The 23,078-nt window shown below is 56.9% G+C and carries 23 protein-coding genes; 10 read left to right on the top strand and 13 right to left on the bottom strand.

Translation table 11 applies throughout. The annotated features are described in order from the left end of the window. Window positions 1-9: 9 nt before the first annotated feature. The 8 genes from JBO08_RS17000 to JBO08_RS16965 are packed head-to-tail and all read left to right on the top strand — an operon-like array spanning window position 10 to window position 7,786. Window positions 10-831, top strand: a complete 822-nt coding sequence (locus JBO08_RS17000; protein WP_065873349.1) for an alpha/beta fold hydrolase — start codon at window positions 10-12, stop codon at window positions 829-831. Then, entirely contained in the window at window positions 797-1,801 is a 1,005-nt protein-coding gene (locus tag JBO08_RS16995; protein WP_225930646.1) for a 3-oxoacyl-[acyl-carrier-protein] synthase III C-terminal domain-containing protein, read from the top strand. Before JBO08_RS17000 ends, JBO08_RS16995 begins: the two co-directional genes overlap by 35 nt. Next, window positions 1,746-2,960 (top strand): acyl-CoA dehydrogenase family protein, encoded by a 1,215-nt coding sequence (locus JBO08_RS16990; protein WP_225930647.1) that lies wholly within the window; start codon window positions 1,746-1,748, stop codon window positions 2,958-2,960. Before JBO08_RS16995 ends, JBO08_RS16990 begins: the two co-directional genes overlap by 56 nt. 59 nt (window positions 2,961-3,019) lie before the next feature. Beyond that, window positions 3,020-3,811: a hypothetical protein gene (locus JBO08_RS16985; protein ID WP_189683649.1), complete on the top strand. Its 792-nt coding sequence runs from the start codon at window positions 3,020-3,022 to the stop codon at window positions 3,809-3,811. After that, window positions 3,808-4,755 (top strand): 3-oxoacyl-ACP synthase, encoded by a 948-nt coding sequence (locus JBO08_RS16980; protein ID WP_065873353.1) that lies wholly within the window; start codon window positions 3,808-3,810, stop codon window positions 4,753-4,755. The genes JBO08_RS16985 and JBO08_RS16980 overlap by 4 nt, the downstream gene beginning before the upstream one ends. Continuing rightward, window positions 4,745-6,052, top strand: a complete 1,308-nt coding sequence (locus JBO08_RS16975; RefSeq protein ID WP_065873354.1) for a cytochrome P450 — start codon at window positions 4,745-4,747, stop codon at window positions 6,050-6,052. Before JBO08_RS16980 ends, JBO08_RS16975 begins: the two co-directional genes overlap by 11 nt. Further along, window positions 6,036-7,106: a MupA/Atu3671 family FMN-dependent luciferase-like monooxygenase gene (locus JBO08_RS16970; RefSeq protein ID WP_065873355.1), complete on the top strand. Its 1,071-nt coding sequence runs from the start codon at window positions 6,036-6,038 to the stop codon at window positions 7,104-7,106. Before JBO08_RS16975 ends, JBO08_RS16970 begins: the two co-directional genes overlap by 17 nt. A 14-nt stretch (window positions 7,107-7,120) precedes the next feature. Further along, window positions 7,121-7,786 carry a GIN domain-containing protein gene (locus JBO08_RS16965; RefSeq protein WP_065873356.1) on the top strand — a complete coding sequence of 222 codons (666 nt, stop codon included), beginning with the start codon at window positions 7,121-7,123 and terminating at the stop codon, window positions 7,784-7,786. Here the strand turns inward: JBO08_RS16965 and JBO08_RS16960 are convergent. Both JBO08_RS16960 and JBO08_RS16955 read right to left on the bottom strand, forming a co-directional pair. Beyond that, entirely contained in the window at window positions 7,723-8,385 is a 663-nt protein-coding gene (locus tag JBO08_RS16960) for a 4'-phosphopantetheinyl transferase superfamily protein (RefSeq protein ID WP_246750220.1), read from the bottom strand. The two genes, JBO08_RS16965 and JBO08_RS16960, sit on opposite strands and share 64 nt — an antisense overlap. A 58-nt stretch (window positions 8,386-8,443) precedes the next feature. After that, window positions 8,444-9,418 carry a PAS domain-containing sensor histidine kinase gene (locus tag JBO08_RS16955; RefSeq protein WP_256534315.1) on the bottom strand — a complete coding sequence of 325 codons (975 nt, stop codon included), beginning with the start codon at window positions 9,416-9,418 and terminating at the stop codon, window positions 8,444-8,446. Here JBO08_RS16955 and JBO08_RS28310 point away from each other — a divergent pair. Continuing rightward, on the top strand, window positions 9,401-9,751 hold the full coding sequence (locus tag JBO08_RS28310; RefSeq protein WP_274611402.1) for a hypothetical protein: 351 nt from the start codon (window positions 9,401-9,403) through the stop codon (window positions 9,749-9,751). The two genes, JBO08_RS16955 and JBO08_RS28310, sit on opposite strands and share 18 nt — an antisense overlap. Window positions 9,752-9,761: 10 nt before the next feature. Here the strand turns inward: JBO08_RS28310 and JBO08_RS16950 are convergent, their stop codons facing one another. Genes JBO08_RS16950 through JBO08_RS16935 form a run of 4 tightly spaced genes read right to left on the bottom strand, consistent with a single transcriptional unit; the run spans window position 9,762 to window position 15,665 of the window. After that, window positions 9,762-11,174, bottom strand: a complete 1,413-nt coding sequence (locus JBO08_RS16950; RefSeq protein WP_065873359.1) for a sigma-54 dependent transcriptional regulator — start codon at window positions 11,172-11,174, stop codon at window positions 9,762-9,764. A gap of 48 nt (window positions 11,175-11,222) precedes the next feature. Further along, complete coding sequence (locus JBO08_RS16945) at window positions 11,223-13,652, bottom strand: ABC transporter permease (RefSeq protein WP_065880805.1); 2,430 nt, start codon at window positions 13,650-13,652, stop codon at window positions 11,223-11,225. Window position 13,653: 1 nt separating this feature from the next. After that, a complete protein-coding gene (locus JBO08_RS16940; protein WP_065873361.1) occupies window positions 13,654-14,370 on the bottom strand; it encodes an ABC transporter ATP-binding protein in 717 nt (238 codons plus the stop codon). A gap of 44 nt (window positions 14,371-14,414) precedes the next feature. After that, window positions 14,415-15,665, bottom strand: coding sequence for an efflux RND transporter periplasmic adaptor subunit (locus JBO08_RS16935; protein ID WP_065873420.1), 1,251 nt, complete (start codon window positions 15,663-15,665; stop codon window positions 14,415-14,417). Window positions 15,666-16,092: 427 nt separating this feature from the next. On the opposite strand from JBO08_RS16935, the gene JBO08_RS16930 reads away from it, so the two are divergent. Beyond that, the gene (locus tag JBO08_RS16930) at window positions 16,093-16,638 is read left to right on the top strand and encodes a helix-turn-helix transcriptional regulator (protein ID WP_065873362.1); all 546 of its coding nucleotides are present in this window, start codon (window positions 16,093-16,095) and stop codon (window positions 16,636-16,638) included. Between the two features lie 243 nt (window positions 16,639-16,881). On the opposite strand, the gene JBO08_RS16925 is transcribed toward JBO08_RS16930, so the two are convergent. The 7 genes from JBO08_RS16925 to JBO08_RS16895 all read right to left on the bottom strand — a co-directional run bounded on the left by JBO08_RS16925 (window position 16,882) and on the right by JBO08_RS16895 (window position 23,066). Further along, entirely contained in the window at window positions 16,882-17,937 is a 1,056-nt protein-coding gene (locus JBO08_RS16925; RefSeq protein ID WP_065873363.1) for an alpha/beta hydrolase, read from the bottom strand. Next, a complete protein-coding gene (locus JBO08_RS16920; protein WP_065873364.1) occupies window positions 17,927-19,279 on the bottom strand; it encodes an MATE family efflux transporter in 1,353 nt (450 codons plus the stop codon). Before JBO08_RS16920 ends, JBO08_RS16925 begins: the two co-directional genes overlap by 11 nt. Then, the gene (locus tag JBO08_RS16915; RefSeq protein ID WP_065873365.1) at window positions 19,276-19,920 is read right to left on the bottom strand and encodes a hypothetical protein; all 645 of its coding nucleotides are present in this window, start codon (window positions 19,918-19,920) and stop codon (window positions 19,276-19,278) included. Before JBO08_RS16915 ends, JBO08_RS16920 begins: the two co-directional genes overlap by 4 nt. Next, window positions 19,913-20,173, bottom strand: coding sequence for an acyl carrier protein (locus JBO08_RS16910; protein ID WP_065873366.1), 261 nt, complete (start codon window positions 20,171-20,173; stop codon window positions 19,913-19,915). The genes JBO08_RS16915 and JBO08_RS16910 overlap by 8 nt, the downstream gene beginning before the upstream one ends. Then, window positions 20,148-21,107 carry a 3-oxoacyl-[acyl-carrier-protein] synthase III C-terminal domain-containing protein gene (locus JBO08_RS16905; protein ID WP_220074759.1) on the bottom strand — a complete coding sequence of 320 codons (960 nt, stop codon included), beginning with the start codon at window positions 21,105-21,107 and terminating at the stop codon, window positions 20,148-20,150. Before JBO08_RS16905 ends, JBO08_RS16910 begins: the two co-directional genes overlap by 26 nt. Before the next feature lie 179 nt (window positions 21,108-21,286). After that, window positions 21,287-21,889, bottom strand: coding sequence for a glutathione S-transferase family protein (locus JBO08_RS16900; RefSeq protein ID WP_065873368.1), 603 nt, complete (start codon window positions 21,887-21,889; stop codon window positions 21,287-21,289). Between the two features lie 10 nt (window positions 21,890-21,899). Continuing rightward, window positions 21,900-23,066: a PLP-dependent aminotransferase family protein gene (locus tag JBO08_RS16895; protein WP_065873369.1), complete on the bottom strand. Its 1,167-nt coding sequence runs from the start codon at window positions 23,064-23,066 to the stop codon at window positions 21,900-21,902. Window positions 23,067-23,078: the final 12 nt, after the last annotated feature.

Genomic DNA, 23,078 nt, shown 5'->3' with positions numbered 1-23,078 from the left:
GGGCAAGCAATGGATACCCAGTTTGCTTCATTGATCGAGCGCCTCGCCAAACCCACCCTGCTGCCGATGCGTCCGGGTGAGTCGCGACAGCTGGCGACCCTGAAGGCCGAGGTGCTCACCTGCGGCGAATACCACAGCCGGGTGCTGATAGAGGACAACCACGGCCCACAGGCCAAAAGCGCACTGTTGCTGCACGGCTGGGGTGGTCATCCGATGATGATGTCTGACTTGCAAGCAGTGCTGCAGGCCCAGGGATACAGGGTCTACACCCCCTTCCTGTTGGGCCATGATCCTCTCGCGCCGGCCAATTGCGATTTGCCCGGCCAGTGCTCCTTACTGTTGGCAATGCAGACCCGATACGGCCCGTTCGATACCGTGGTTGCCCACTCGGCCGGCGGGCTAATCACGGCGATGGCGCACTGGCTGGGTTTTACTCTCAACCACGTAGCACTGCTGTCAGCCCCGGCATCACTGTCCAGCCTGTTGCAGCATTATTTGACGCTGCTCAAGGCAGACGAACAGTACCTGCCACTGCTCGGTCGCTATTACCAGAGCCGCTACCCCATGCCCGCCGACTTGCAGACCGCACACCCGTACACCTTCCACGGGGCACGTGCACTCATCTTGCACGGCACGCAAGACCAACGAATCAACCCTGCCGACGCCAGGCAAATTCATGCTCAGTTGCCGGATAGTCAACTGCATATCATCGACAATACAGGCCACCTGGGAATTCTCTCGCACCAGCGTACCCAGCAAGTGCTGGCCGGGTTTCTCGGCGCGAAAGACGCCAATCATGAAAAAGGGAACACCCATGCTGGGGCATATTGAATCCATCACCCTTCACATTCCCGAGCAGCGCACGTCACTGGTCGAGGCCGGCCTCACCCTTGGGTTGACCGCGCTGGATGTCAGGATGTTTTCACGCTTCTACGGCCTGGAGAGCTTCCCGCGTCATCCCGGTACGGTGGATGACCTGATACGCCAGCTCCTAGAACAATTCGTCGCCACTCATCCTGACGTCGTCGCACGCATCCGGCATGTGGTGCATGCGCATACCGTGCCGACCCTGCGGCCGTTTCACGAGACCGGCAGGGCCGTACTCGACGCCTGCGGGTTTGCCCACGACACCGAGTACGCCAGCCTGACGATGGGCCACTGTGCAACCTCGTTGTCGGGCGTGGAATATCTGTGCAGCCGCCTCAAGGACGGGGAATACGCGCTACTGCTGATCGGCGAGAAAGCCTTCCACCCGAAGGTGGAGCTTCTGGACGACACCACCATCATGGGCGAAGCCGGCTGTGCCGTGCTGCTCAGTCGATCAGGAGACCGCGCCAGGGTCATTGCCCGGCACAGTGAGCAGGCCGGCCAGTTCAGTCAACACAAGGGGAATGAACCCAGGACCAACCCGGAATTCGCCGATGCCTATTTCGACTTCGTCAGCACGGCCATGCGCCGTGCGGCGCAGCAGTTCGACTGCGCGCTGGATGCCCTGGACTGGATAGCCCCGCACAACGTCAACCTGTCGTCCTGGCAGAAAATAGCCGACGCGCTCGCTATCCCCCGCACAAAGGTGTTTTTGCAGAATGTTCCCCGCTATGGCCATTGTTTTGGCGCGGACCCCTACCTCAATCTCGCCGCACTCATTCGTGGGCAACAGCTTGCTCCCGGCGCCAAAGTGATGCTGGTCAGCGTCGGCATGGGCGCCACCTTTTCCTCGCTGTTGCTTGAGTTACCTGCCGGCAATGAAACCCCCGTTTTTTGCAACCTCGAGCAATACCCGGATGTGCGGCCCGATTAAGTTAACGCCTAGTTATTCCTCTATGCGAACGCAGCCACCCATGAGCGATATCACCCGCCGCTACCCACAACTTTACGCGCTGTCAGAGCGACTTCTTGCCGCCGGACAGCTCGAGGAAAGCAATCTCCCACTGGCGATCGCCTATCTGGATGACCTAGAGCTTAGAAGCCTGGCCTGTATCGGCATACCTTCACAGTTCAACCCCTGGGAAACGCCGGTCTTTTCCAATGTCAGCTATCCCTGGCACTTGCAAATCATCGAATACCTGAGCCGAACGGACGCCAGCGCCATGATGCTGTTGCCGGGCGCATCCCTCAGTACCCGGGCCATCCTGACCCTGGGCAATGAAGAGCAGCAGACACGTTTCTTTGCCTGCTTTGCCGAACGCCCGGCCTGGACATTCTTTGCCGTCACGGAGCCCGACATAGGTTCAGATGCCGGGGCCATTTCCACTGAGCTCACGCACAGCGAACAGGGCTGGCGGCTCAACGGCACCAAAAAATTGATTGGGGGCGCGATGCTGGCAAGCGCCGGCCTTGTGTTTGCGCGCTATCAACAAAGCCAGCGCCTGGTGATGGTTTTCCCTGATGAAACCGAGCCCGCCTTACTGCGTGAGCCACTGGGTACCGTCGGTTTGGCAGGTGCGGGTTTAACACGCCTGACGTTCAAGGATTATCGCGTCCAGGAAGACGATATTCTGGGGCACGAGCGGCGCGAACTCCTGCAGGGGCTCAACGCGTTGAGCCTGGTATTCGAGCGTCATCGTCCCATGGTGGCCGCCATGGCGCTGGGCACCACATTTGGCTTGCTTACCGCCCTCGACACCCGTCCCTTGCCGGCCATTGCGAGGCGCTCGGTCGCGCGGCTGTGGCGAAAATACCACGCGATCTACCAACAAATGCTGACCGTGGCAGAAGGCTACAGCAACGGCCAGCATCAGCACGCCCTCACCAGCCAACTCAAGCGTAATGCTACCCGCCTGGTCGAGGAAACCGCGTGCCACCTGCCCCACTGGCTCAACCGCGATGACTGGCTGGAAGATCGCTTGCTGCGCAAGCGCTATCGCGACAGCTTTGCGTTTGAGTACATGGAGGGCACCAGCCACATTCACCTGCTCAATAGCTTCCGTCCGCCCGTAACCCAAGGGACCAGCCTGTGACACTCTGCCTCGATCCTGCCGATATCGTGTTCCAGTCGTTTCACCATACTGATCCGGCCATGCCCGAGTCAGACCCCCATATCCCGCACTGGCGTTCTTATACGCAGCATTTCTTTCGGGCGAACGGTGAGACGCTCAGCCCGCAGGACGATCGGGCGCTGGAGTGGGTCACCAGCACGGAGCGCGCCTCCTTCAGCGATATGATCGCCGTGCTGCTGCCCCGGCTGGCCAACGTCATTACGCCTGCGCGAGTGAAAACCGTGCTGATGGCGCATTGGACGCCAGACCTGCACATGGGCAGTTCGGTGGTGAATGCCGCCATCCATCAATTGGGACTCTCCGCCTGCCTGGCATTGGCGATCAGCGATCGCGGAGCGGACGCCGGCCTGTATGCGCTGGACGGCCTCAATGATTGTCTGGCCGGCAAAAACGAGGATGGGCTACTGCTGATTGCCGAGCAGAAAAACCTGATGTATGCCTCGCCGCTGATGGCAGCCCTGCAACCGGAAAACAATGCCTGCGTCTGCCTGTTCAACAAGCAGCAACGTGGCTTGCGCTACCGGGGCTTCAGGCGCGCGCGCCATGCGCAATGGTCCAGCGAGTACCTTGCTCACGCCGTTGAACAGTTGGGGTTGACCCACGAACGCCTGACGCTGATCGGCCCCGCCCAACTACTGGAGGCCGCGCATGCCGGCGCTCGCTCGTTTGCCATCAACCCTAGGTTGCTGTGCGCGGCCCCTTTCGTTGCGCTGCGTACCTTCTGGGAGCCGCAACGTGACTACCTGCTGATCAGCGAAAATGATAACGGGATCAGCCTGTGCGGGCTCGCAGCCGAAGAGGGTCCACGATGAACATTGCCTCCCTGGCCACTTATATTCCTTCGACTCGCGTGTCGCTCGAGGAGGTCGTCGCGCATCGCGGCGGCAGTCCGTCAGAAGCCCGCACATTTGGCCAACTGTTCGGCATGCGGGAGGCATCGACCCTGGCGGATGAGGAAAGTGCCGAGGGCTGCTTTCACGCCTTGCTCCAGCAACTGGGCGAGAGCCTGGATGAAGGGGAGCAGATTGATGCGGTCATCTTGATCCAGGGCCTGCCCTCTCCCTCCGTGCGCCAAAGCGTCAACCTGTCAGCCCTGCGTCAACGGTCAGACTTTATCGCCGTGCAGGCACCGCTGCTGACGCTCAACCAGCAAAACTGCGCCACCCTGTTCTGGGGGTTGCGGCTGGCCGAACGATTGCTGGCAAGCGGCAGACACCGCTGCGTGGCGCTGCTGGCGGGGGACACGCTCGCTGATTTTGACCTGGCCGAGCGCTATATCCCGGGCTGCACAATGATTGCCGACGGCTTCGTGGCCGCCCTGCTCAAACCCGGTGGCGGTCAACGCAGGGTGTCAGGCATCCAGTGCTTTTATCATCCTGGGTTCTGGCAAGGCCTGGACGGTACTCGCGAGGACACCAAGCGCTTCTATCAGTCCCACAACCACCTGGTCGAACATGCCCTGTCGTCCTACCCCGACGACGTGCGCAAGCGTGCCTGGCTGCTGCCGCACAACATCAACCGCCTCAGTTGGCAAACCTGGCTGCGCCATCCAGAAAACCGCGACCGATCGGTCGCCACTGACCTGCTGAGCCAATGTGGGCACTGCTATACCGCGGACCCTCTGCTCCTGCTCGACCGCTACGCCCCGCACGATACTGGCCGCCCTGCGCTGCTGCTATCGGTGGGCCTGGGAGGCTGGGTAGGTTGCGCCGCCATTACCTCAGACGCCTTACCGGAGGCTGTCCATGCTCAATAACCCCAATGCGATTGCGATCGTCAAGCCGTCCGCAGCCAAGTTTGCGCAGCTGGGCTTTCTGAAAATTGCAGAGGCTGCCGTGCGCCAGCACGGGGACAAGGTCTGGATCGGTGAGGGCAAGGATGAAGTGCTGCTGCTGGCTGGCGCGCGACATATCCGGTTTTTCCTTGAGAACGAAAGCCACTTTCACAAGGAGCTCGACAACGGCCAGTCAGCCAGGCGGCTATTACTGGGCCAGTCGCTGATCACCGCGCAGGAAGGTGAAGAATGGCACCTGGCCAGAAAGCTCACCGCACCGCTGGTCAATCCCAAATCAGTGTTACTCAAACAAGGCACCCAACATGCCGCGCAGTGGCTGGTGGACATTCTCCAGGACCCGCAGACAGGTTCCATGCGGGAGATCTGCCTGCAATGGGCGTTGATGTGTGTTGCGCAAGGGTTCGTCGGCTCCACGCTGGGTCCTCTGCAGCTGGATCGCCTGATCAATCACTTTCGCACGATCTACCTGCAACTGATTGTCGACGAGCCGACCGAGGATTACACCGCGTTATGCCAACACCCGGCCCTGACCGCGTTCCGCGAGGAACTTGAGGCCATGATCGGGCCGTTGATCACGGGAGACGGCGGCGGGAACGTCGACATGCTGCAACGTTTTTGCCAGGCGCTCGATATCAAGGCCAACCCACAGGAACGGGAACGGGCGATCAGCATGTTGCTGGGTAATCTGGTTGCCAGCGTGGATAACACCGGTATCGCGCTGCTGTGGTGCCTGACCCATCTGTCACAGCACCCGCATTACCAGAACCAGGTGCTTGAAGAGGCGCGCCACGGAACGCGCGACATGGCCAGCGCCATCGTCAAGGAATCGTTGCGCATGACCCCGGTGACGGCGTTTTTCGAGCGCGGCACCCTCGCCCCTCTGGAGATCGACGGCGTCAGCGTGCCAGCCGGAACCAAAGTGCTGTTTTCACCCTGGTTGATCCATCGCGATGCGGCTTACTGGCCCGAGCCGCTGAGTTTCAGGCCAGAACGTTTTCTTGAAGGCCGCAAAATTGCCCGGGAGCACTTTGTGCCCTTCAGCGTGGGGAAGCGCAATTGCGTAGGCATGGCGCTCGCGCTGGACCAACTCACCACTGCTGTTGAAACGCTGTGCAGCCATTGTCATTTCAGCTTGGCGCCATCGACCGCCCCCGCCGCACTCACACCGCTGTACGGTCTGAATGTGATGCCCAGGGGCACTATCTGTTTCACCCTTGAATCTGTAGACAGAGCCACTGCGCATGAATGCATCGCCTGACCTGGCGGGAGATGCCATCCCGAAACTTAGTGTGTTTTGTTTTTCGGACGTGGCCCGCGACAGCTTTGCGCAAAAATATGAACAGTTGCTGAGCACCGCCAGGCTGGCGGATGAGCTCAACTTTCATGCTATCTGGACGCCTGAACGACACTTCCACACCTTTGGCGGCATGTTCCCCAACCCCTCGGTGGTCAGCGCTGCGCTGGCCGCGAGTACCCAGCGTATCGGGATCCGCGCAGGCAGCGTGGTGCTGCCCCTGCATGATCCGTTGCGCGTCGCTGAAGAATGGGCGCTGGTGGATAACCTGTCTCGCGGCCGCGCCGGCGTTGCGTTTTCCTCGGGCTGGCAACGCAACGATTTCGTGCTCAATGCGCAGAACTACAGCGACCGTCATGCGGTGCTTTTTTCTTCGTTGGAGCAGATTCAGGCGCTGTGGCGCGGCGAGTCCGTAACACGCCACGAACTGTCCCGGCCGGGGCAACCGGAACCCGTCACGCTGCAAACCTGGCCACCGCCCTATCAGGCCACGATTCCGGTCTGGGTCACGACGGGGAGCAATCCGTTGTTGTTCAGCGAGGCGGGAAAGCGCGGCCTGAATGTGCTGACGCACCTGATCTCACAAACCCGTGACCAGTTGCAGGAAAACTGCGCCAGCTATCGCCTTGCACGTCACCACGCTGGGCTGGATCCGGCGGGCGGTACGATCACGCTGATGATGCATACCCAGGCCGGAGAAGAGCGGGAATCGCTGTCGCCGTGCCTGCGACCCGCGCTGGCGGGCTACCTGCGCGCGTTTATGCAGCTGTCGGAAAACCTTAATGCGCCACCGGCGCAGGGCCAAGAAACGACGGACAAGAAGCAGGACTACGCTCTTAAGTGGGGCGTGGAAAAATACCTTCACCACTACGGTTTGTTCGGCTCGGCAGCCGAGTGCCTGACGCAGCTCAAGCAGCTCAAGCGTGAAGGCATCGACGAGGTGGCGGGGCTGGTGGACTTTGGCATGCCTCAGGACAGTGTTGAAACAACACTGCGCACTCTGGCGACATTACTGTGAAATACGGAGGTTGAATGAACAACATGAACACAATGAAATGGGTACTTGCGCTGCTGGCCGGCACCACCGCTTACGCTGCGGTGGCCTCAGAAAAAACCTTTGCGCTCACCGCGTTCAACAGCGTCGAAGTGCGACAGGGTATCAACCTGTCGATCAAATGCGCCGCGACATCTTCAATGGTGGTTTCAGGCGCTCCCGAGACGCTGAGCAAGCTCCAGGTGACGACAAACAACAAGGCACTTTTGCTCGTCAATGCGGCGGCGGAGAATGATCGCTTCGTCACCCATGCACTGGATATCACGCTGTACACCAGCGAACCACTGACCGGGCTGGCCGGCAAGGCAGGGGTTAAGATCGTGGCGCCGGCCTGTGCCGTCGCCCCGTCCAAACTGGCGGTTGCCGGCAGCATGGGCACCGACATCCAGGTTGAAGGCAAGACGGGCGAGCTGGCGCTTGACCTGGCCATGGGCGGCACCTTCAACAAAAAACCGCTGCCCTTCATTGCAGAGGTGGCGAACGTGCGCATGAGCATGGGAGCTGAATCATCCTTGTGCAACATCCCACGAATCAACGGCAGCCTGTCTGCCGGTGCCCGCATGGCCGTCAGCCCATCGGCTCAGGTCGATACCGGTGCTACGGGGTCTTTCGCCAGCGAAATTTCAACCTCTGATTGCTCGTAAACAGCCTGTGTAAACGGGTCACTCGCAGTGTGATGGCAGCCGAGCTGCCATTGCACCGGGGTACGTTGCGCAGTAATGATCGCGCCATAAGCCAGGCAGAAAAGCCCCTCCCCTTGCACCTGGCAATAATGGATCTGCCCACTGCTGACGCCAAGTTCAACCATGACCTGCGCCACACCGCTCTCGCCTGCCTGGGGGATCACACAAAAGCTGGCAAGCGGCTTGGTCAGCCCCGTGCCTCGGGCTTTTAACCAGGCTTCCTTGATACTCCATAGCCGGGTAAAGCGCGTGAGGTAGTTGGCTTCGTCCAGCGCCAGCCAGCGTTGCTCGTCCGGGTGAAAAAAGCGCCGGGCGATGGCTTTTTTTGCCGCCACGTTTGCGCTGACTTTTTCCAGGTCAACCCCGACCTCATAGTCCTTGCACAACGCGATCGCGGCCGACTGACCGCTGTGGCTCAAGTTGAAACGCAGCCAAGGGTGCTCAGGCAGCCAGGGTTTGCCGGTCGCGGTCCTGGCCAGGCACACCTGATCAACCGGGATCGCCAGGCAATCAGACAGCACCTGATGCAACCAATGTTGTGCACGTTGACGAACCGTCATTTCCGGCAGCCCATCGTCAAAGTGCTGCAGCAGGCACACGGCCCTGCCTGCGATCAACTCAGGCAGGGGATTGCAGCGGTAAATTGATGGTGACCTTGCAACCGGTCTGTTCATGTCGATTTTCCAGAGACAAGTAGCCGCCGTGGCTCTCGGCAATTTGCCGGCACAAGATCAGGCCGATGCCGGTGCCATTGGGTTTGGTGGTGTAGAACGGCACGAACAGATTTTTCGGGTTGGTCAGCCCCACGCCCCGATCCAGGATGGAGATCAACAAGCGCCCTTTCTCCTCGGCCCATTCGATATCGATACTGTCGGTGCTGCCACCCATCGACTCGTCGGCATTTTTGATCAAGTTGATCAGCAACTGATGGATCTGTACCCGGTCGAGGCTTGCCATCAGCGGGCGCGGTCCCTTCAGGGTAATCACGCGGTGCGAAAACAGCAGCGGCAGCTCGCCCACCAGCGCCGTCAGATCCACCCATTCCTTCATCGCCGGCGCCAGTTTGCTCAACTGCCTGTAGCTGCTGATGAACGCAATCAGCTCACGTGCCCGCCGGTTGATCAGGTCGATGCCTTCGGCAAAACCGGACGGCAAATTGTCAGCGTTTTGCCGGTAATGCTGTTGCAGCATTTGGCTGATAGAGGCGATGGGGCTGAGGGAGTTGTTGATTTCGTGGCTTATCACACGCAACAAGTCCTGCCAGGCTTTCTGCTCTTCCTGACGCAACATGTCGTCAACGTCACTGACAAACAACAGCACGTTCTGCACACCGTCCACCATGTAGGTGTCGCTGGTCACCTTGTAGCGCCCCGGTCGCCCTTCATGATCGGACACGACCGGCTGCTCCGTGTTGGCGTTGTGCAAAAGACTGTCCAGTTGCAAGGTGCTGGCCGTATTGCCAATCAACTTTTCCAACGATGTGCCCGACATCCGCGAGGCGGCGCTGTTACACCAGATCAGTCGATGACTGCCGTCCAGGGCATAAATCGCAACCGTGATATTGGAGATCACTTTTTGCAGCAGGAAATCCATCTCGCGCTGCTGCTGACGGTGTCGCGACAGTTGGCCGGAAATATCATTGATTTGCTCGATGACCCCCTCAAAGGCCCCGGCCCCGTTGGTCACACCGCGCAGGCTGAAATCCTCCTGTTCAACGGCCTCGAGCAGATTGGAAATGACGTTGATTTTATAGATCAGCTGCTGAAAAAAGTGATAGCAGAAATAAACCAGCGTCACGCACAGCATAAACAGGGTGAAGAACTTGAGGTAAACGGACTGCTGCGGAAAAAGCCAGAGCAGCAGGTAAGCAATGATTCCGCCTATGGGGGCCAGGCTGCAGAGCAACAAGTGACGAAGTTCAAATGATTGAAAAAACTTACTCATGGCAGATTTTCAGTTTCTCAAGCCGACGGTAAAAAGCACTGCGGCTGAGCCCCAGCGATTCGGCTGCCCTGACCGCGTTACCGTCATACTGACGCAGGCGCTGTAACAGCAGGGTTTCTTCCGCTTCGGCAAGCGTGCACGCGTCCGTCAATCCTGACGGCAACTCGCTGGCCTGGCCGGCTGCGTCCTGGGCTGGCACCAGAAGCGGCAGGCAGAGGTCTTCCAGGTCAATCACGTTGGCACGACACAGCAACACAGCGCGCTCGAGCAAATGGCTGAGTTCGCGGATGTTTCCAGGCCATGAATAGTCCAGCAGCCGCTGGCGTGCCTGAGGCAACAAGACCGGTCGAGGCTTGTTGTATTTACGCGCAAAACGTTTCAGGAAGCGCTCGGTCAGCGGCTCGATATCTTCCAGCCGTTCGCGCAGCGGCGGCAGCTGGATTTGAATCAGGTTCATGCGGTACAGCAGATCCTGACGGAAACGCCCTTCTGCCACGGCCTTATCCAGGTCGGAATTGGTGGCGGCGATGATCCGGCATTGAGTGGTCTGGGTGCGCGACGACCCGACGCGCTCAAACTGCCGCTCCTCCAGCACCCGCAGCAATTTCACTTGCTGCGTCAGGGGCAGGTTGCCGATCTCGTCGAGGAACAGCGTCCCTTTGTCGGCCAGTTCAAAGCGCCCGATACGGTTTTCTCGCGCATCGGTGAAGGCGCCTTTGACATGGCCAAACATCTCGCTTTCAAACAACTGCTCGTTAATGCACCCCATGTTCACTTCGACAATACTGTGTTCGCACCGCGAAGAAATCTGGTGGATATACCGCGCGAGCAAGCTTTTCCCGGTGCCGTTCTCGCCCAGAATCAGCACGCTGGTATCGGTCACCGCAACCTTTTCCACCAGGCTGATCAGGCGTTTCATCGCCGGTGAGCGGACAACCCATTCGCTGTCCATATCATCTTCGAGCGCCAATTTGAGCAACTTGTTTTCTTCGCGCAGGCAATCACCGGAACGACGCGCCTGGCTGAGGGTGATCTGCTGCTGAACGATGCTCAGCAGACGCTCGTTGTCCCAAGGCTTTTGAATAAAATCGGCGGCCCCCGAACGCATCGCGTTGACGATGATGTCGACGCTGCCCCACCCCGTCATCGCGACAGCCGGCAAGCAATCATCAAATTTTTTCAGCTCGGCCAGCAACTGCAGCCCTTCCATGCCTGAGGTGGTGTCTTTCTGGAAATTCATGTCCATCAATACCAGATCCACAGGCCTGGCCGACAAATGCGTCAGCAGGCGATCGGCCTGGGTTTCCACGGTCACGTCGTACCCTTGCATGCGCAGCAGGATATCGAGGCTGGTCAGGATGCCCGCGTCATCATCTATCACAAGGATGTGTTTTTTATCGTTCATTGTAAGCATCCAGCTTGTACCGCCGTGCCCGGGGAGCACGGCGGTCGTTTATTCATATCGAATCGCGTCGGCGGGCGACATATTGGTTGCCCGTCGCGAAGGAAGCCAGACTGCGAGCGCCACCACCAGCGAAATCATAAGCGCGACCATCCAGAACAGGAGCACAAAGGGCGTGCTTCCATTACCCAGGACGCTCGTCAACTTGGGTGCCACAAAGAATGCCAGGGGCAAGCCGATGGCAAGGCCGGTCAACAATTGCTTACCGCCCTGGAGCATGAGCATACGCAACAAATTATTCTCGGTAGCCCCCATGGCCATGCGCAAACCAATTTCCTGGGTCCGCTGATTGATCAGGTTGCACATCACCGCATAAATACCTGTCGCCGCCAGTATCATCGCTACCAGGCCGAATAACATGAAAAGGTTGGCAATAAAATGCAAACCGGCAGTGTTGCGGGCCAAGCGGTCATCCAACGTCTGGATCTGATTGACCGACAAGTTGCTGTCCACCTGACGGACCGCGTTGATCAGCGCAGGCCCGAGCGTCTCTGGATGCTGGGCGTGCAGCACCAACATCAATGAGGACGCGGGCTGCTGCTCCAGAGAGCGGTACACCGTGGCACGGTGGCGGAAGGCGCTGAAAGGCCGGCCATGAATGACGCTGGGCACCACGCCCACTACGTTGTACCAGCGCTGGTCATCGCTATCGCGAAAGCGCAGGCGCTTGCCAATCACATCACGCTCTCCTGGCCAGAACCGTTCGGCAAAAGACTGGCTGACAACAACCACCTGCTGTGAGTCCCGCGTATCACCGTGGGCGAACTCCCTGCCCGCTGTAGGTGTGATACCCATGGCCGACAGGCTGCCGGGCATGACCTGCACGTCATTGACCATCGGGAAAGACCAGCGCTCGTTGGTGTTATTGGTGGACGAGTCGACATCCACCTGACGCGGCACGGTAAATTGCCCTACAGCACTGGTGGTCAATGCTGCGCTTTGAACCCCGGGGATCGCGGCGGTGGCGTCGCGCAGGCGCTGGTAAAACAGCACACGGCTGGCATCGTCAGGGTAATTATTGACGTTGAGGTGGACTTGCGCGGTGAGGTAGTTATGGGTGTCGACACCGTAATCAGCGCGGGTCGCCTGATAGACCAGCAACGCGAACAACGCACTGATGCACAGGATCGAGCAGGAGAGCCCTACCTCAAACACCACCAGGATCCGCGAAACCCGACCTGCGCCACGGCTTTGCGCACCTCGGGTGCCATCACGGAGCACATCATTGAAGTTGCCATGGACGATTTTCCAGGCCGGCAGTGCGCTGGTCAGCACAGCGGTGATGATCACGAGGACAAGGGCATTGACGATCAACAGGTTATCGAGCGACAAGTGCCACCAGAACGGGATCTTATTGGGCACGAAGCCAGGCAGTATCGTATTGGTGATCTCCAGGCCCCACGCCGCCAGCAGGACCGCCACGACACCGGACAGGAAGCAGATAAACAGACTTTCCAGCATCATTTGCAGTACCAGGCGGCCTGCGGGAGAGCCCAATGCGACCCGGATGGCAATTTCCTTGGAACGCTCGGTCGTTCTTGCCAGCAATAAATTCCCGACGTTACAGCACGCCAATAGCAGCACAAAACTGACCGCGAGCAACATGACGATAAAGATCGGTGTGGTCTCCTCGCCCATGAAATTTTCCTGGAACGTCAGCGCCTGGGCAGACAGTCCCTTATTACTTTCCGGATGTTCCAGCGCCAGTGAACGCATGACACCGTTGAGGTCGCGGTCAGCGTCTTCAAGCGTCGCTCCGGGCTTCAAACGCGCATACACGGAGACTTCCGGAGCGCCTTTACGCACCAGGTACTGCGAAGGTTCGAGCTGGGAAGGCAGCCACAGGTCATGGAAGAAAGGAAAGGCAAAATCGGCCGGCATGATGCCAACGATGCGGGTATGTACGCCATTGATCCTGATATCGCGGCCAATGAGTTGCGCGTCGCCAGCAAAGTAGTTTTGCCACATTGCGTAGCTGATCACCGCGACAGGCTCAGCGCCCGACTGAACGTCTTCCTCGTTTAGCACACGCCCGCGGAAGGGCTGAACAGCTGTATAGGAGAACATTTGTGGGGTATTTCTGATGGCCATATAGGAAACGGCCTTGCTGCCATCACTGATATCCGCACGCTCCGCGTAGAAATACCCCACATCCTCGAGCTGGGTCACGCGCGCCTTGATATCGCTGTAATCCATGTAGTTCAGCCCGGAATCGCTCAGGCTCACACCATTCACGGTCGGGTTGATCAGCACCATGCTTTTTCCGTCCGGGTAAGGGAGCGGCGTGAACATGATGGTATTGATCACCGAAAACATATACAGGGTCAACGCCAGCCCACAGGACATGATTAGCACGGTGATGAAAGTAAAGCCGGGGCTTTTCAGGAGTAAACGCAAGGCATAGCGAATGTCAAAAAGCATCTTATGCTTCCTTCACCAGGGTCAGTTGCGGCGCCTGTTCACCATCGCCGACGACCTTTCCGTCAGACAGGACGATACTGCGCTGTGCGCGTTCGGCAGAGCGAGGATCGTGAGTCACGATGCAGATGGTGGCGCCTTCCTGATGCAACTTATCGAGGATATTCAATACCGCTTCGGCGTTGTGCGAATCCAGGTTACCCGTGGGTTCATCCGCGAGAAGGATCGAGGGGTTACCGACGATGGCCCGAGCCACCGCCACGCGCTGCTGCTGCCCGCCGGAAAGTTGAGAAGGATAGTGACGACTGCGGTGAGACATATTGACCTTGTGCAAGGCCTCGGCGACTCGCTGCTGCCGTTCAGACTTGGAGATATCACTGCGGTAGGTCAGTGGCAGCGCAACATTTTCCTCAATGGTTAAGTCACTGATGAGGTTGAACGACTGGAAGATGAAGCCGATGTCTCGATTACGCACCTGCGCACGCTGTTTCTTGGAAATATTCTCGACGTTGTGACCGGCCAACTGATAAGTGCCGCTCGATGCCGTATCCAGCAGCCCCAGTACTGAAAGCAGCGTGGACTTCCCGCAGCCTGAAGGCCCCGATATGGCCACGTACTCGCCTTTTGAGATGGTGAGCGTGATCTTGCTGAGTGCATGGGTTTCGATTTCATCAGTCAGGAAAATCTTGTTCAAATCTGTCAGTTCTACCAAAGGTTCCATCTTATTGTCTCCAGGGCATTGTCCGGCAGCCGGCGCGAGCGGCATCAATTGGCGATTTGAATGTGATCGGCACCCTGCCAAGCGGTGCTGTCACTGAGAATTATTTTGTCGCCAGCCTTGAGCCCGCTGGTGATCTGAATGTAGTCAGCCGAACCCTGCCCGAAATCCACTTTCATTTTGGTCGCTGAGCGGTCTTTGTCATCCAGCCGGTAGAGCATAGAAGGCAAGTTATTCTGCGCGAATGGCGGCCGCTCGACATACAAGGAATTATTGATTGTCGTCACAGCGATCAAACCGTCGACGCTCAGGTCGGGACGGGCTTCCTGAGGCAGTGGTTGATTAAACGTAACATCCACCTTGACCGTACCGTTGGTAACCGCAGGATCGACCCTCGACAGCACGCCGGTAAAGCGGCTTCGACCTGTGTTGATCGTGACAGCCTGGCCGACCGCCAGATCACGCGACTGCAACTCGGGCACCTTGAGTTCGGCATACAGCTCCTTCTCCTTGGCCAGTCGGGCAATATCGCTGCCTATCGTGACCCGTTGTCCGACCTGGACTTTCACATCTTGCAGAATGCCATCTATGGGAGACTTGACCCTGAGCGAATCAACCTCCTGCTGACTCAACGCAACCAATGACTCCATTTTATTAAGGCGCACGATATTCGCCTTTGTATCAGCCTGGACACTGAGCTTAAGTGTCTTCAACCGCCGTTCTTCAAACACAACCTGTTGCGTGTACTGCTCAGTGAGGATGCGCGTGGTTTCATATTCCAGCCGGGGCACGGCCGCGATGTATTTTTTCTGGGCGGCAAGACGAAGTGTCGAGCCCAGCAAGCGACTCTTGGCCTCCAGCATCAACGCCTCTTGATTAAGAATTTTATTTTGCAGTTCGGCATTTTTTGCCTCGGTTTCTGCCCGTTGCGCGTTAAGTTCCAGCTGGTTTTCCTGAAGTCGCTGTTCGAGCGTCGGATTACTCATGACAACCAGCAACTCTCCCTTGCTGACCTTCATCCCGGCCTTATAGACAACTTCCTCCACCCGAGCATCAACGTTCGCCGCCACCCAGTTGATATCCCAGGGCAACAGTACGCCATTACCACGCACCTCGACGGCAAACTCACCGTACTTGACTTCGGCGACCGTCACGCTGCTACGGGCAACCTGGTAAGGCGAGAACCGATAGGTATAGATAACCAGCAATAGCACCAGCAAAAACACGCCACCCGCAATGGCCTTACTGTGCTTCTTGAATAAGCGCTTATTTCCCGGCTGCGGGATCGAAATATCCATGACAACACCAAAGTTAACGTTCTGCCCAAGCAAAAGCATATTCCATGCCAGAATAAGAAAGCCCTATAACTAATTGATACTTATAAAGTAAAAACGTAGAACCAATTAATACGACCTACCCCACACGGCCGGGCGTCTCACTTTCGGAACGAACGCGATATGCCAGCGCCTATTATCGGGTTCCCAAGGACAATCCGTTGTAAATCGCCGATCCCACTATCGGGACGCAACACAACTTACCGCGTAAAAAGCTTTCGAAAATGGGACTGGCTTTTCCCTGAATCGAGATTCACTTAAAAAGCACTTAACAAACAGCCACTTGAGGCGGCTAAAAAAATGGCATAGCAATTGCGTGTTCATCTGCGCTGACAAACGCAACACCCATAATAAATCTCTTCGCCATTGAGCGCTGCAGAACGGAGTCTGTATGTGGGAACGTAAAATTTCAGACGCAGAAAAGACCTTATTTACACAACACATAATGGACGATTTGTATAAACGTCATTTTGATATCTACGGCAAACATGCCCACATGGAAAAAGCCCTGTGTATTGTCAATGTGATTAACCATATCGTGGAAAACATTTCAGAGGAGATCACCCTGGAGGACCTTGAGCAGATTTGTGGTAAATCCCGCTTTGATATTTGTCGGATGTTCAACTTGTTCTACAATGTGACACCGATCAAATGGATGTGGAGGGTCCGCCTGGCACTGGCAAAAGAGTTTATTCATCTGGCCCCGGAATGGTCATTGACTGATATAAGCTATGCCTGCGGGTTTTCCTCCTTGCCGCACTTCTCGCGTAGTTTCAGTAAAACCTATAATGAAACACCGCTGAAACTGAAGCAGTGCGTCATGAAGTCCACGCGACCGGAAGCCAAGAAAGAGTCTTCGGAATATGACTTTATCTTTGGCATACAAAGAAATGGCTTTTCACGCACGATGCTGATCAACAACATCAACTCACTCTGATCAATAAAAACCAGCCGACTACGCACGAACCTCAAGTCACTCATCCATTCGATACGGCAAGGCTAGAACAATCAACGTCACTGTGCAGCCGCTCCCCCTAGCGTCGGGAGACAGTGGGCGCGACAGATGAAGTGATTCTAACATTCGTCGTGGACGTTTGATGGGTACTTGAGGGGAATGCACGAAAGTGCACAGGGGGTACTCGAATAGTCTAGTGACTTTCTGCAATCAGCGAGCATAAGGCTAATGCCTTGGATGTTTGACACGTCTACGAATCGCGGCGCGCAAGCGCAGTGCGGGATGCCCCATAGCGGCATAATCTTCTTGCGCAGTAGCGTCCAGGAAACTGGAAATACGGCTGAACACCGTGGCATCACGCAGTGCGCCATTATGTCCTATGCCTTCGGTGACTATCAGTTTGCTTCTTCCCAAGACATGGTTGAGTACCATGGCCTCTTCCAAATCAATACTGACGTCGGCCTGGTCATGCAATATCAGCACTGGCTGTTGTATTTTGGCGATCAGTTCGGGGCCAATCTTATCGGGGTTCACACCGTAGCGTAACTGGTAGAGCTTCTTCATTGACGTCGCAATATGCCGGGGTAGTTTATGGCTGAGTACATAGTTGTCCAGCACCTCGCCAAAACTGCACGGACTGCTGATCAAGACCATTCTCTTGAACCGCAGCCCTTGCAGTGCAGCCATGCAGCCTACCAACCCACCGGACGAATGCCCGATCACCACTGAAAAAGGACCGCACTGTCGCTCGATATCGATGACTGCCCGGGAGAGATCGTAAAAAGAGACGCCCTTGCCCGGCGACACCCCGTGTGCCGGCAGGTCAGGTGCAAAAACCGTATACCCTTTAGCCTGCAGGCGCTGAGCAAGGTGCCTGAGCATGATGCTGCGGCCATCCCAGCCGTGCAGCAGCAATACTTTTTCTGCCTGCTGCTCGGCTTGAGGGTAAACGAACATCTTCACGAACGTGTGCCGCCAGGTGAGGTTTTCCTGCCGGCACTGGCTGAGCAGCATCATCTCTGCGGGTTTGTAAGGCAACGGTCGGGTTTTTTCAAACAGATGCATCGCATACAGCGCTGATAGGTAGGAAGACATCATGTCCAGCGAGTAAAGATCGAACAACCTGATGAAACGACACACACGAACATAGTGAGTCGTTGGCCTGACCCTGGCCTTCATCAACAAGGTAGGCCGTAGTCGCATCACCACCAGTACACGAAGATAGTTCTGATGGATCAGCGAAACGACCAGCAAGAGCGGATAGATAACACTAAAGAACATGCTCGTTCCCTATCTTGCTCGCCAGCCGCCAATACTCATTGGCAAAGGCGAACAAGTTGATGGTACTGAACAGGATGATGATACTCATGATTGAGTTCAGGTTAGAGAACCGCTCCCATCCGACCAACAAGACGACGACCATCAGTAACTCTATGATGACCGTCAGAATCAACACGCGACGCGCCTGATCAAGTTGCTCAAGTAACGCTTGCAAGGACGCAACAAACGCCGTGATAAAAAACGTCGGCAATAAAATCAGCATCATCTGGCTACTGGCGTCTCTGATCGCCCCATCGCCTGAAAGAAGGCCAATCAGCATCTTTTCACTGAAGTAAATCGCGACGGTCAGCACAAGATAAAGCCCACCGATAAACATCAGCCCACGGTGCAGTAGCCGTTTCAATTCCCCACCGCTACTGATCGACAGGCGCTGATTTATCAATATCGCCAAAGCAGAGCCGCACGCCACGGCCGGAATGACCACAAACATCCTGATCTTGGTAATGATCAAGAAGGCGGCGACATATTGCTCACCCAGGGTCCCTATCAGTGGAAATACCAGCAGTGAACTGAAAAACACCACAATGAAAGACGCAAAAATCGGCAACCCCACCTGCTGCAGCAAACCTTTCAAGCGCGGGATGAACGCTTGCGGCCGGTCATCCTGCTCCAGGTAACTGACTCGCCTGACCAGCCAGGTCGCGATCGGGATCAACAAGCCGGACGCCAGGGCATTGGCGACGATAATGGAATAAAAGCCCAAACCGTAGAGGTGGTAGCTGGTGTAGCAAATGCCGGCGTTCAGGATGATATAGGCAATCACAAGCAGCATGCTCACCGCGCTCCTGCCCTGCCCCCGGAGCGCGCTGTTACACATCTCCAACTGAATGAACGGCAACATCGAAAGGAAATACAGCGGCAGTGCCTCTTGATAAAAGCGACCACCAGAGACGGGAAGTAACTTCTCCAACCAAGGCGAAGTCAACGCAATCGCGCCGCTCAGCAATGCAACGATCAAAACACCCAGCACCGATAAAAGCGAAGTTGCCCTGAATACTTTCTGTTTTGACCAAAGGTTCACAGACCGGGCGCTGAACACCTGGTTACTGATGGCCAGGCATTCGAGAATCGCCAGGAACAAAAAGCTGAACGGCTGGATCATCGACAGCCAGTAAATCGATGTTGTCTCAGCGCCGTGCCCCAAAATGGCAGTCTGTATGTTTTGTGAAAAAGACACCGCGACGGCAACCACAATCATGGGCCAGGCAAGCTTCAGCAGATCTGCAATATCCCGGCCTGCGCCCTGGTGTTGCGACAGAACTATGCCGGGTGAGGTATTCACATGACCTCTCCCAGGCTGTCGCGCCGTGACATGGGGTAGTGCCCCGTCGTTTTTCCATACAGGCTGTAGAGCATCATCGAGAGATAGGACAGCGTGTGCGTCGCACCCAGCAGGTAGCCATGCCCCCCCATCAATTTTTCCGCTCTGTTGTTCAGCAGCGTGATCTGCCAGTGGTCTTCCTCGGCGTCCTGGTAGTCCTGCGCGGCGATGCGCATTTCCCACTGCAAAGCCAACTGGTTGCACTGACTGCTGAGGTCCGCGAACTCAGCCTTGATCAGCTGATGCCGGGTGGCTTTCACGCCAAAGCTCCTGCGGTTGGACAAGTGCGCCCAGCTCATGCCGAGCATGCGCATCAACAACCCCAGGCGGGCAGCGACAGAGACAATGAGTTGGAGGCCGTCGGCGGCGCTCGTCTGCTTTTCTCCGAAAAACTTCAGCTCCAAGCCGAGGGCGGCAAGCACCCTGTCCGCCTGCGGTGGTTGCCCGGCTACCACGGTTCGTTCGTTCGGCACGAGTTGATAACCCTGGCTGAATGCGCACCGAGCCGGGTCGGTAGACTCAAGACGCAACAGCCGCACAGCATCTGCGGGCTCATTGCCCGCAAACAGCTGAAAAACCCTGTCAAACAGACCGTCAGGCATAGGAGCTCTCCAACTGCACATGCTGCTCGATCCAACTGATCAATTTACCCACCGTCGTGAAGGCATCCTGGTCGATTTGATCAGGCTCAAACATCAAACCAGGCACTTTCTCTTCGAGGGTCAATAAGAACTGCACAAACAGCACCGAGTCCAAATCCAGGTCTTCGTTAAAGTCAGTTTCCAGATTGACCGACACGGCCGAGGACATAATATCGTTAAGCGCTTCATTAACAGCCAAGAGAAGGTGTGACATGTAAAACCTCGCTGGAGTGGTTTCTTTCGATTAGCACGCATGAAAGCGTAACGCCCATGCCCATGGTGATGCAGAGGATTCTGTTGCCTGTGAATGTTTCCAACAGCGCCGACAAGTTAAACAAGATATCGGCACAATACGCATGCCCGTAGTTGGCAATATGTTCGGTAAACATGACGCCCTTGAAGTCCAGCCTGGCGGACACTTTTTTCAGCAACGGCAGATCCAGGTTATTCGGAACGATGGCATCAATGCTGTCAGGCGAGACATTGAATTTATCCAGCGCGTAACGATAAAAATCATAATATTCCTGTTCCAGCGACGCATATAACTCGCGCCGACGTACAGCCGACTCACCCCGGTGATTGTCATAAAAAGACGATAAATGCCTGACGGCGGTGTGTTTCAAGTTCCACAGCGCTGGCCCGGCATTGAGCAGCATCGCCGCCGGCACTTCGGCCAGGACGCTGTTATCCAGTCGACTGACAGCACTGTGAAAAGCCTTCTCTCCCGTCAGCAGGAGCATAGGCTCGCCCTTCTTAATCAATCGGCTTTTTAACAAGTGAATGGCCGACAGGGCAGACGAACAATGATTCAAACTGACGCTGAATACTTGCCAATGCGCTAGGCCACACGCGTGGGCAATCTCGTCCAACCAATGATTATCAAAGAACGTGTTATGTGTTTGTGTCTTGGCATACACGAGGCAACCGTTTAACTGTTTGACCTGGGGGTTCGCACTTACCAGTGCGCGCAACGTTTCCACCAGCATCTCGGCATGTGTCGTGGAAGACAGGCCGACCGACGCCAAGGAATAATAGCGCTGGAGTACCTTGCCAGCCCCCGATTTTAAATCATGGGAGTGCTCAAGCGAACTCAAGGGAACTAAAGAAATACGATCCGGCAACCAACATAAATAATTAAGTGGCAGCATACAGTTTCCGCATGGAGTAATTGTTTAACGCAACTATCAATTACCCACATCGTCCCAGAAACGCGTCGTGCTTTTTGCCTCAAATTGCTTAAAAGGCAGATTTTTCCCATTTGCTGGTCCCACAAATGGAATTTTTAACAACTAACTGGCCGCCAGCTGGACCGCTGGCGGCCTGCAGGTCAGTCCAACATCGCCACATGGCGGGGATGACTGGCGACGCGCGCCATCCACGCCTGAACACCCGGATAAGCGTCCAAGTCAAAACCACCTTCATGGGCCACGTGGGTGTAGGCGTACAACGCCACATCGGCAATGGAGAACTGGTCGCCCACCAGATACGGCGTCAGTTGCAGTTGGCGCTCCATGACCTTGAGCGCCTTGTAACCGCCCTTGTGCAGCTTCTGGTATTCCTCGAGGCGGTCTTGCGGCAAGCCCAGGTAAAACTGGATAAACCGCGCCACTGCAATGTACGGCTCGTGGCTGTATTGCTCGAAGAACTGCCACTGCAACACTTGCGTGCGCAGGCGTGGCTCGGTGGGCAGGAACTCACTGCCATCGGCGAGGAAGTTGAGAATCGCGTTGGACTCCCACAGGCAGGTGCCGTCTTCCAGTTCCAGCACCGGGATCTTACCGTTGGGGTTCTTGGCCAGGAACTCGGGGGTCTCGGTATCGCCGTTGAGGATATCGACATCGATCCATTGATACGGGATGCCCAGCAGGCTGAGCATCAATTTGACCTTGTAGCAGTTGCCCGACTTGTAATCGCCATAAACCTTGTACATGGGGCTCCCCTTATGCCGCTTGCGCGTGCTGTGCTTGACGGACCACCGCGGCCAGGCGTTTGAGACCTTCGTCGAGGCGGGCCGGGTCGATATGGCTGAAATTGAGTCGCAGCGAACCGTGGTGCTGGTCCGGCTCGGAAAAGAACGGTTCACCGGGCATGAACGCGACGTTCTGGTCGAGCGCTTGAGCCAACAAGGTGCGGGTGTCGAGCGGCTGTTTCAAGGTCAGCCAGAAGAATAATCCACCCTGGGGCACTTGCCAGTCGGCCAGATCGGCGAAGTGACGTTCCAATGCGGCTTGGAACGCATCGCGACGCTCGCGGTAAAAGCTGCGCAGTTCCACCAGGTGATGCTGGTATTTCTCCGTGCCGATCCACTGCATCGCTTGCCACTGGCCGACGCGGTTGGTGTGCAAATCCGCCGACTGCTTGAGCTTGAGCAGGTGCGGGAACAGGTCCGGGCTGGCTATCAGGTAGCCAACGCGCAGGCCCGGCAACAGGGTCTTGGACACGGTGCCGGTGTAGATCCAACTGGCTTTTTTCAGGCGTCCGACAATCGGTTTGGCGCTGCCGCCGTCGAACGTCAGTTCGCGGTAGGGCTCATCTTCGATCAGGGTCACGCCAAACTCGTCGAGCAAGGCGGCGACGGCGGCGCGCTTGACTTCGCTGTAGCGTACGGCCGACGGGTTCTGGAACGTCGGGATCAGGTAAATGAACGCCGGACGGTGGCGTTCAAGGTTGACCCGCAGAGCGGCCAAGTCGGGGCCATCGGCTTCCAATGACACGGTGAGGCATTCGGCGCCGAACAGCTGGAAGATCTGCAAGGCAGCCAGGTAGGTCGGGCCTTCCAACAGGATCTGCGTGCCTTTGTCGATATACAGCTTGGCCGCCAGGTCCAGGGTTTGTTGGGAACCGCTGACCACCAGCACCTGGCTGGCCTGGCACGGCACGCCAAGGGCTCGGGCCTCGGCGGCGAGCAACTCGCGCAATTGTGGCTCGCCTTCGCTCATGCCGTATTGGCCGATGTTCAGCGGCATGTCATCCCAGTTCAATGCTGGCAGCATGGCCTCCGCCGGCAGGCCCCCGGCGAACGACATCACTTCCGGGCGCTGGGCTGCCGCGAGGATTTCACGGATCAGGGAGCTTTTGAGGCGCGTAACACGTTCAGAGAAGGCCATGGGGTCACCGGT

This window comes from Pseudomonas sp. LAP_36, from assembly GCF_019456785.1.
GTDB classification, from domain to species: domain Bacteria; phylum Pseudomonadota; class Gammaproteobacteria; order Pseudomonadales; family Pseudomonadaceae; genus Aquipseudomonas; species Aquipseudomonas tritici.
Note: the sequence above shows the minus strand (reverse complement) of the source record. Positions and strands in the feature narration are given on the sequence as shown.

Excerpts from the sequence above, each read along its gene's own strand:
- JBO08_RS17000 (WP_065873349.1), top strand. The coding sequence starts at position 10 with ATGGATACCCAGTTTGCTTCATTGATCGAGCGCCTCGCCAAACCCACC.
- JBO08_RS16995 (WP_225930646.1), top strand. The coding sequence starts at position 797 with ATGAAAAAGGGAACACCCATGCTGGGGCATATTGAATCCATCACCCTT.
- JBO08_RS16990 (WP_225930647.1), top strand. The coding sequence starts at position 1,746 with ATGAAACCCCCGTTTTTTGCAACCTCGAGCAATACCCGGATGTGCGGC.
- JBO08_RS16985 (WP_189683649.1), top strand. The coding sequence starts at position 3,020 with ATGCCCGAGTCAGACCCCCATATCCCGCACTGGCGTTCTTATACGCAG.
- JBO08_RS16980 (WP_065873353.1), top strand. The coding sequence starts at position 3,808 with ATGAACATTGCCTCCCTGGCCACTTATATTCCTTCGACTCGCGTGTCG.
- JBO08_RS16975 (WP_065873354.1), top strand. The coding sequence starts at position 4,745 with ATGCTCAATAACCCCAATGCGATTGCGATCGTCAAGCCGTCCGCAGCC.
- JBO08_RS16970 (WP_065873355.1), top strand. The coding sequence starts at position 6,036 with ATGAATGCATCGCCTGACCTGGCGGGAGATGCCATCCCGAAACTTAGT.
- JBO08_RS16965 (WP_065873356.1), top strand. The coding sequence starts at position 7,121 with ATGAACAACATGAACACAATGAAATGGGTACTTGCGCTGCTGGCCGGC.
- JBO08_RS16960 (WP_246750220.1), bottom strand. The coding sequence starts at position 8,385 with ATGACGGTTCGTCAACGTGCACAACATTGGTTGCATCAGGTGCTGTCT.
- JBO08_RS16955 (WP_256534315.1), bottom strand. The coding sequence starts at position 9,418 with ATGGATTTCCTGCTGCAAAAAGTGATCTCCAATATCACGGTTGCGATT.
- JBO08_RS16950 (WP_065873359.1), bottom strand. The coding sequence starts at position 11,174 with ATGAACGATAAAAAACACATCCTTGTGATAGATGATGACGCGGGCATC.
- JBO08_RS16945 (WP_065880805.1), bottom strand. The coding sequence starts at position 13,652 with ATGCTTTTTGACATTCGCTATGCCTTGCGTTTACTCCTGAAAAGCCCC.
- JBO08_RS16940 (WP_065873361.1), bottom strand. The coding sequence starts at position 14,370 with ATGGAACCTTTGGTAGAACTGACAGATTTGAACAAGATTTTCCTGACT.
- JBO08_RS16935 (WP_065873420.1), bottom strand. The coding sequence starts at position 15,665 with ATGGATATTTCGATCCCGCAGCCGGGAAATAAGCGCTTATTCAAGAAG.
- JBO08_RS16930 (WP_065873362.1), top strand. The coding sequence starts at position 16,093 with ATGTGGGAACGTAAAATTTCAGACGCAGAAAAGACCTTATTTACACAA.
- JBO08_RS16925 (WP_065873363.1), bottom strand. The coding sequence starts at position 17,937 with ATGTTCTTTAGTGTTATCTATCCGCTCTTGCTGGTCGTTTCGCTGATC.
- JBO08_RS16915 (WP_065873365.1), bottom strand. The coding sequence starts at position 19,920 with ATGCCTGACGGTCTGTTTGACAGGGTTTTTCAGCTGTTTGCGGGCAAT.
- JBO08_RS16910 (WP_065873366.1), bottom strand. The coding sequence starts at position 20,173 with ATGTCACACCTTCTCTTGGCTGTTAATGAAGCGCTTAACGATATTATG.
- JBO08_RS16905 (WP_220074759.1), bottom strand. The coding sequence starts at position 21,107 with ATGCTGCCACTTAATTATTTATGTTGGTTGCCGGATCGTATTTCTTTA.
- JBO08_RS16900 (WP_065873368.1), bottom strand. The coding sequence starts at position 21,889 with ATGTACAAGGTTTATGGCGATTACAAGTCGGGCAACTGCTACAAGGTC.
- JBO08_RS16895 (WP_065873369.1), bottom strand. The coding sequence starts at position 23,066 with ATGGCCTTCTCTGAACGTGTTACGCGCCTCAAAAGCTCCCTGATCCGT.